General features: G+C 32.3%; 7 protein-coding genes. 4 read left to right on the top strand and 3 right to left on the bottom strand.

The genetic code is table 11. The annotated features are described in order from the left end of the window. Window positions 1-141 precede the first annotated feature (141 nt). The 4 genes from OEA66_RS17285 to prmC are packed head-to-tail and all read left to right on the top strand — an operon-like array spanning window position 142 to window position 3077. Window positions 142-753, top strand: coding sequence for an L-threonylcarbamoyladenylate synthase (locus OEA66_RS17285; RefSeq protein ID WP_267282560.1), 612 nt, complete (start codon window positions 142-144; stop codon window positions 751-753). 13 nt (window positions 754-766) lie between these two features. Next, on the top strand, window positions 767-1474 hold the full coding sequence (locus OEA66_RS17280; RefSeq protein WP_267282559.1) for a CPBP family intramembrane glutamic endopeptidase: 708 nt from the start codon (window positions 767-769) through the stop codon (window positions 1472-1474). Next, a complete protein-coding gene (gene yaaA / locus OEA66_RS17275) occupies window positions 1471-2229 on the top strand; it encodes a peroxide stress protein YaaA (RefSeq protein WP_267282558.1) in 759 nt (252 codons plus the stop codon). Before OEA66_RS17280 ends, yaaA begins: the two co-directional genes overlap by 4 nt. Then, entirely contained in the window at window positions 2229-3077 is an 849-nt protein-coding gene (gene prmC, locus OEA66_RS17270; RefSeq protein ID WP_267282557.1) for a peptide chain release factor N(5)-glutamine methyltransferase, read from the top strand. The genes yaaA and prmC overlap by 1 nt, the downstream gene beginning before the upstream one ends. Window positions 3078-3123: 46 nt before the next feature. Here the strand turns inward: prmC and OEA66_RS17265 are convergent, their stop codons facing one another. Genes OEA66_RS17265 through OEA66_RS17255 form a run of 3 tightly spaced genes read right to left on the bottom strand, consistent with a single transcriptional unit; the run spans window position 3124 to window position 6859 of the window. After that, complete coding sequence (locus tag OEA66_RS17265; RefSeq protein WP_267282556.1) at window positions 3124-3786, bottom strand: rhomboid family intramembrane serine protease; 663 nt, start codon at window positions 3784-3786, stop codon at window positions 3124-3126. Further along, the gene (locus OEA66_RS17260) at window positions 3783-6374 is read right to left on the bottom strand and encodes a DNA gyrase/topoisomerase IV subunit A (RefSeq protein ID WP_267282555.1); all 2592 of its coding nucleotides are present in this window, start codon (window positions 6372-6374) and stop codon (window positions 3783-3785) included. Before OEA66_RS17260 ends, OEA66_RS17265 begins: the two co-directional genes overlap by 4 nt. After that, window positions 6374-6859, bottom strand: a complete 486-nt coding sequence (locus OEA66_RS17255) for a hypothetical protein (protein ID WP_267282554.1) — start codon at window positions 6857-6859, stop codon at window positions 6374-6376. Before OEA66_RS17255 ends, OEA66_RS17260 begins: the two co-directional genes overlap by 1 nt. Window positions 6860-6876 lie beyond the last annotated feature (17 nt).

Here is a 6876-nt window from a genome sequence, read left to right as displayed (position 1 = left end):
GGGTTATGAGCCCGACGAGCTACCTACTGCTCCATCCCGCGATATTGGATTGCAAATATACGAATATATTTCAAAACCACAAGCAATCCTTTAAATAAAGGCATATTCTTTGATTAAACCTAAATATTCGTACATTTGTTTATGGCAAAGATTCTAAAAATTTACCCCGACAATCCTCAGGAAAACCTTATCAATGAGGTTATTAAAACACTGAATAACGGCGGACTGATTATTTATCCCTCTGATACAGTTTATGCTTTAGGCTGTAATATTTTTGATATTAAAGCCATGGAAAAATTGGCTCAGATTAAAAAACAGAAGCTTGATAAAGCAAAATTCTCTATTATATGTAATGATTTAAGCCATTTATCAGATTTTACAAGACCTATTGACACCTCAGTTTTCAGATTTTTAAAGAGTCATCTTCCTGGTCCATTTACATTTATCTTAGAAGCCAACAAAAGTTTGCCTTTAGCTTATAAGAATCATAAAACAATTGGTATTCGTGTTCCGGATCATCCGATTCCGCAGTTGATTGTTGAAAAACTAGGACATCCTATCGCTTCAACTTCGATAAAAGATGATGATGAAATAATCGAATATTCTACCGATCCTGAATTAATCGCTGAGAAATATGATCATTTGGTTGATTTAGTTATAGATTCAGGTTATGGGGATAATGTTGCGTCTACCATTGTAGATTTAACTTCGGGCGAACCGGAAATTATTCGTCAGGGAAAAGGAGAAATTTAGAAAGATATTTAAAATGAGTTTGAATGGAAAATATTCTTTAGGGGTAATATTGACTTTTGTATTACTTGCCGCTTCAATGCTGTATTCGATTCCTTTAATCAATTCTTTTTTTAATTATAAAACATTAACGACGGATTTATTTTTTTACAACAGACTTTCTCTTTGGTTGGTTTTGTTATTGGTTTTAATTTATAATTTTTTCATCGAAAACAGGTCGTTTTTCGTTTGGGAAGATCGGAAATATTCATTTCTATTTTATCTTGGAGCAGTCATTCTTTTATATTTAATTAGCCTATTTGGTGGGGCTTTCCTTAATGCAATTATTATTTTTTTAACCAAAGAAAAAGTAAGTGAAAGGCTTTTAGAATTTAAAATTTTATTCAAAAACAATTATTTACTCATTATTTTCACCTGTTTAACAGCTGGAATTATTGAAGAATTGTTGATGAGAGCTTACATTCAGCCAAGAATTGAAAAAATATACAATAGTCCGGCTTTAGGAATTATTGTTTCCGCATTATTATTTGCAATATTACACAGTACCTACGGAACCATTGCACAAGTTGTTGGTCCTTTCTTTATTGGGATTGTATTTGCCTTATTTTATAAAAAATATTCTAACATTAAAATTCTAATTATCTGTCATTTTATGTTTGATTTTATCTCGATGATGCTGATGAATTTAGTTGATTTTAAACATTTATCCTTATTAAACCTATGAAAATTATTACCTCTCCTGCCAAATTAATGAATGTAGAAAACTCAACCGAGTTCTTGAGAAGTTCTACACCAAAATTTATCGAACAGGCAGAATTGATACAATCTCATCTAAAACATAAATCTCCAAAATATCTTTCCGAATTAATGGAAATTTCATCAAAACTCGCAGACGAAAACTGGGAAAGAAATCAAAAATGGAAATCTAAACCTACTGCAAAAGAATCTGCTCCTGCGATGTTTGCTTTTACAGGCGAAGTATACCGTGGTTTGGATGCAAAAACATTAGGCAAGAATGCAGTGGATTATCTTCAGAAAAATTACAGAATGCTTTCCGGTCTGTATGGCTTGTTGAAACCTTCAGATAAAGTAATGTTGTACCGCCTTGAAATGGGTAGAAATTTTGAGTTTGAAAGCTATAAAAATCTTTATGAATTCTGGACAGAAAAAGTAACAGAGCAGCTTAATTCTGAAATGAAAAAGAACGAAATCCTACTGAACTTAGCAAGCAACGAGTATATAAAAGTTGTAGACAGAAAAAAACTTAATCATCAGGTTATCGATTTTGATTTTTATGAAATGAAAGAAGGTAAACTGAAAACAATTGTAGTTTATACGAAACACGCAAGAGGTTTAGTTGTAAGGTTCTGTGCAGAAAATAATGCAAAAACATTAAACGATGTAAAAGCTTTTAACTATGAAGGCTACAGAATTGATGAGGAAAAATCGACCGACACCAAACTCGTTTTTACAAGATAATGACGCTATCCCAACTCAAAAAACATTTTTCAGACTCACTTTTAGAAATTTATACAGATTCTGAAAGTGTCTTTATATTTCACATTTTTGCTGAACATATTTTAGACTTAAATAACTTTCAGCAAAAACAATCTGCAGATTTGGAATTGTCTGATGAGAATATTAATAAATTCCAGCAAATCATTTCAGAATTAAAAACAGGAAAACCTTATTTACAGATTTTAGGTGAAACCGAATTTTACGGAATGAAAATTTTTGTTGATGAAAATGTATTGATACCACGTCCGGAAACCGAAGAGTTGCTGGAAATTGCCATTCAGAAAATCTCAAATCTCAAATCTCAAATCTCAAATCTCAAAATTATCGACATTGGAACAGGAAGCGGAATTATTCCGTTAGTTTTAAAAAAACATTTTCCGGAAGCAGAAGTTACTTCTGTTGATTTTTCAAAAAAAGCTTTAAAAACAGCGAAAAAAAATGCAGATTTTCACCAACTTGAAATCAATTTTATTCATGCTGATTATTTGAGTTTAGAATTAAATAAAAACTTTGATGTTATTATTTCAAATCCGCCTTATATTGGGATTGATGAAGAGAACGAAATTGCAGACTCTGTAAAAGAATTCGAGCCGAAAATGGCGTTATTTTCTCCAACTTCCGATGCTTTGATTTTCTATCGAAGAATTATCGAAGATTCTAAAAAACATCTGAATGAAAAAGGATTGCTTTTTTTAGAAATCAATCAAAAATTAGGACTTGAAACTTTAGAATTGTACAATGATTTTTCAAAAGCTGAACTGATAAAAGACCTCAGCGGAAACGACCGGTTTATTTTTGGAATCAAATAATTTCCTTAAACAACAATAGTTAATTAAAAAAAAGAATCGTTTATTACTAACCGATTCTTTTTCTTACAAATATTTCATACGCCAAATAAATGAGCGGAAGCGACATGATTAACAAATAAACCATATTTTGAACTGCATTTTCAGGATAAATAATAATTGTATAAATTAAACCAAAAAAAGCACCTCCTAAATGAGCAGCGTGACCGATATTGTCATTCGATCTAGGTTTCAGCATACTGTAAACTGAATATCCAAAATATAAAAGTCCAAAAATAAATCCTGGAATTCTTACAAATGGAATAAAAATAATTCCAATTTCAGACAAAGCAGGATTTAAAGAAACACTTGCAAAGATAATTCCCGCAACACCTCCACTTGCTCCAATTGCAGAATACCAAGCTTGATTTTTATAAATTAAAAGTGAAAATAAATTTCCTAGCAATATCGAAACGATATAAATAATTAAAAACCCACTCACTCCAAAAGAATTCAATATTGCCGGACTAAACATATAAAGCACATACATATTTAAAGCTAAATGCATAAAATCGGCATGCAAAAAACCAGCAGTTAAAAGTCTGAAATACTCTTTTCTTTGCTGAATTGCTCCTACATTAAATTTATATTTTTCAAACATTCTCATATCATTTAAAGCCAAGTAGCTAATGATACAGGTAACCGCAATTACAATGATAACTATTGTATTCATTCTGTCGTATTTTCATTTTTATCACTTTCAAACAAATCTCCGATTGTTCCACCTTCATCATCTGCTGAGGAAGTAAAATCCGGTTCTTCGTACACTTCAGGTTCTTCTTCTTCCGGTTCAGGAATTGTGATGTTGATATTTTTAACCTTAAATTTCGTAAACTGATTTCCGATGGCTTTAATTCCTTTTACAGCTATAAACTCGTCGATATTTACAGTTTCAGGATCGCGTTCTTTCCCTTTATCTTTTGCAAAAATAATTTCTGCAGTTGTATTGTTTGAAACAATAATTCTTTCAATAAATGACTTCTGATGCTCCGAAGGCATAAAGGTTTGAAGATTGGTATTGTTTTCCAATAAAAATCTTTTAATGAAATACATATCCTTTTCTCCGTCGTAATAAATACAAGTGATTGGTTGATTCGGTCGCCATTTTTCCAGAATAATATATTCGTCATCAAAACGGTTTCCAAGATCGAAACTTACCAGTTTTGCTTCACCTTGGGCATTAATGGTTAAGATTTTATCGTCACCTTTAAAATTCCCAAGCAAAGTTCCTCTTACATCCGCATTCAGTCTTCTTACCGTATCATCAAACCAGATTTTTCTTGGAGCCAAAGTAGAAACACCTTCTTCTTTTAAATCTACTTTTTTAACTGAATATTTGGTCACCAAATTTCCTTTTGAATCTCTGCCTTTAATTGCTAATTCAGAAAAATCGATTTCCATTTTATTTTTTCTGATTCTCGGATTTGGTTTTAGCAAAACACTTACAACCTCAGCTTCACCATTCGGATTTGCAGAAAAGTAAAGCATTTCAGAACCTCTTTTATCAGACGCTAAAGGATAATCCGTATTTCTGGTAACACCGGTCACAGAAAAACGCTTCATATAATACGGCCCGTCTCTCCCTTCTCGGTAAATCATATTGTAAACCGTACGTTTGTCGTTCTTTTTAAAGATGGCAACATGTTGAATGTCTTTTCCGATGAAAGTTTTAGCTTCCACTTTCACGACTTTCATACTTCCATCTTTTCTGAAAGTAATAATATCGTCAATGTCTGAACAGTCAAACAGATATTGGTCTTTTTTAAGCGAAGTTCCAATAAAACCTTCCTCGAAATTAGCGTAAAATTTTTCGTTGGCAACAGCAACTTTTGTAGCATCAATCGTATCGAAAATTCTTAATTCTGTTTTTCTTTCTCTGTCTTTTCCGTATTTTTTCTGAATATTAAGATAATAATCAATCGCATAGGCAATAAGATTCGCCAAATGGAATCTTACCTGCTCAATTTTACCTTCTAGCGCAGCGATATTTTCTTTGAATTTATCTAAATCGAATCTTGAAATTCTTTTAATTCTGATTTCAGTCAGTCTTAAAATATCTTCTTCAGTAACTTCTCTTAAAAGATGTGCAGTATGAGGTTTTAAGCCTATAGCAATTGTTTTCAGAACTTCTTCCCAGCTTTTAACCTCTTCAATGTCATGGTAAATTCTGTTTTCGATAAAAATTCTTTCCAAAGATGAAAAATGCCAGTTTTCCTGCAATTCATGAAGCTCGATTTCCAATTCTTTTTTCAATAAAGAAACGGTGTGATCGGTATTCATTTTAAGAATCGTGGAGACATCAAGAAACATTGGTTTATCACCAACAATTACGCACGCATTTGGAGAAATCGTAACCTGACAATCGGTAAATGCATACAAAGCATCAATCGTTTTATCGGGTGAAACTTCGTTGTGAAGATAAATCAGAATCTCAACTTTATCTGACGTATTGTCTTCAATTTTTTTGATTTTAATTTTACCTTTTTCGTTGGCTTTGATGATTGAATCAATCAAATCACTGGTATTTTTAGAAAAAGGAAGCTCAGAAATCATCAAAGTATGCTTGTCGACCTGAGAAATTTTTGCTCTAGCTCTTACTTTTCCACCTCTGTGACCATCATTGTATTCTGAAATATCAAGAAAACCTGCCGTAAGAAAATCTGGATAAATTTCAAACTTTTTTCCTTTTAAATAAGCAACAGAAGCTGTAATTAATTCATTAAAATTGTGTGGAAGAATTTTTGTGGAAAGCCCCACCCCGATTCCTTCAACACCTTGTGCCAAAAGCAACGGGAATTTCACTGGTAAATCTATCGGCTCGTTATTTCTACCATCATAAGACTTAGACCATTCTGTGGTTTTAGGGTTGAAAACCACTTCCAAAGCAAAAGGCGTCAATCTTGCTTCAATATATCTTGCTGCCGCAGCAGAATCTCCCGTATAAATATTTCCCCAGTTTCCTTGAGTGTCTATCAGAAGTTCTCTCTGGCCGATTCCTACCATTGCATCTGTAATTGATGCATCCCCGTGTGGATGGTATTTCATCGTGTTACCGACAATATTTGCTACTTTATTGTAACGACCGTCTTCCAGCTCACGCATAGAATGCATAATTCTACGCTGAACGGGCTTGAAACCGTCATAAACAGACGGAATTGCTCTATCTAAAATTACATAAGAGGCATAATCCAAAAACCAGTCCTTATACAGTCCTGAAACTTTTTTTAAGCTTTCGCCTTCGTGAGAGTTGTCTTCTATCATTACTTATTCTTGATGTCTTTCTCTTTATTAGCTTTTATTACTTTGTTGAGAGATACTTTTAAATCGTTGGCTTCTTTACTTGTTAAATAAGAAATTTCATATTTTAAAATCGTTGAGCCACTGTTTTTACTAGAAATAGTGATATAAAGTCTTCTTAAAAACAAAACATTCACCATCTCAAATTTCATGAGTTTGTATTTGGGGAATTCATCACTTAGAGGTTTGCTAAAAAACGGTACAATATTTCTGTTTCTAAAATGCAATGCTTCTCCATCGCTATCATATTCAAAAATCTGTCTTCCGTTGATGTGATAAATCCCTAATAATATTAAAGGAATAATAATCAAAAAATAACTGTTCCCTTCCAAAATATTAAATCTCATTTCATCTAAAATGAAACCTATAATCCCTGCAGATAACATCATCAATAAGAGGGTATTGAAAAAATTATATACAGGTGCTTTTTTCTTGTTACTTAATCTCATCGTGTGTTTTTTTGTGT

Source organism: Chryseobacterium luquanense (assembly GCF_026460945.1).
Classification (GTDB): domain Bacteria; phylum Bacteroidota; class Bacteroidia; order Flavobacteriales; family Weeksellaceae; genus Chryseobacterium; species Chryseobacterium luquanense.
This window is presented reverse-complemented; position numbering and strand designations above follow the sequence as displayed.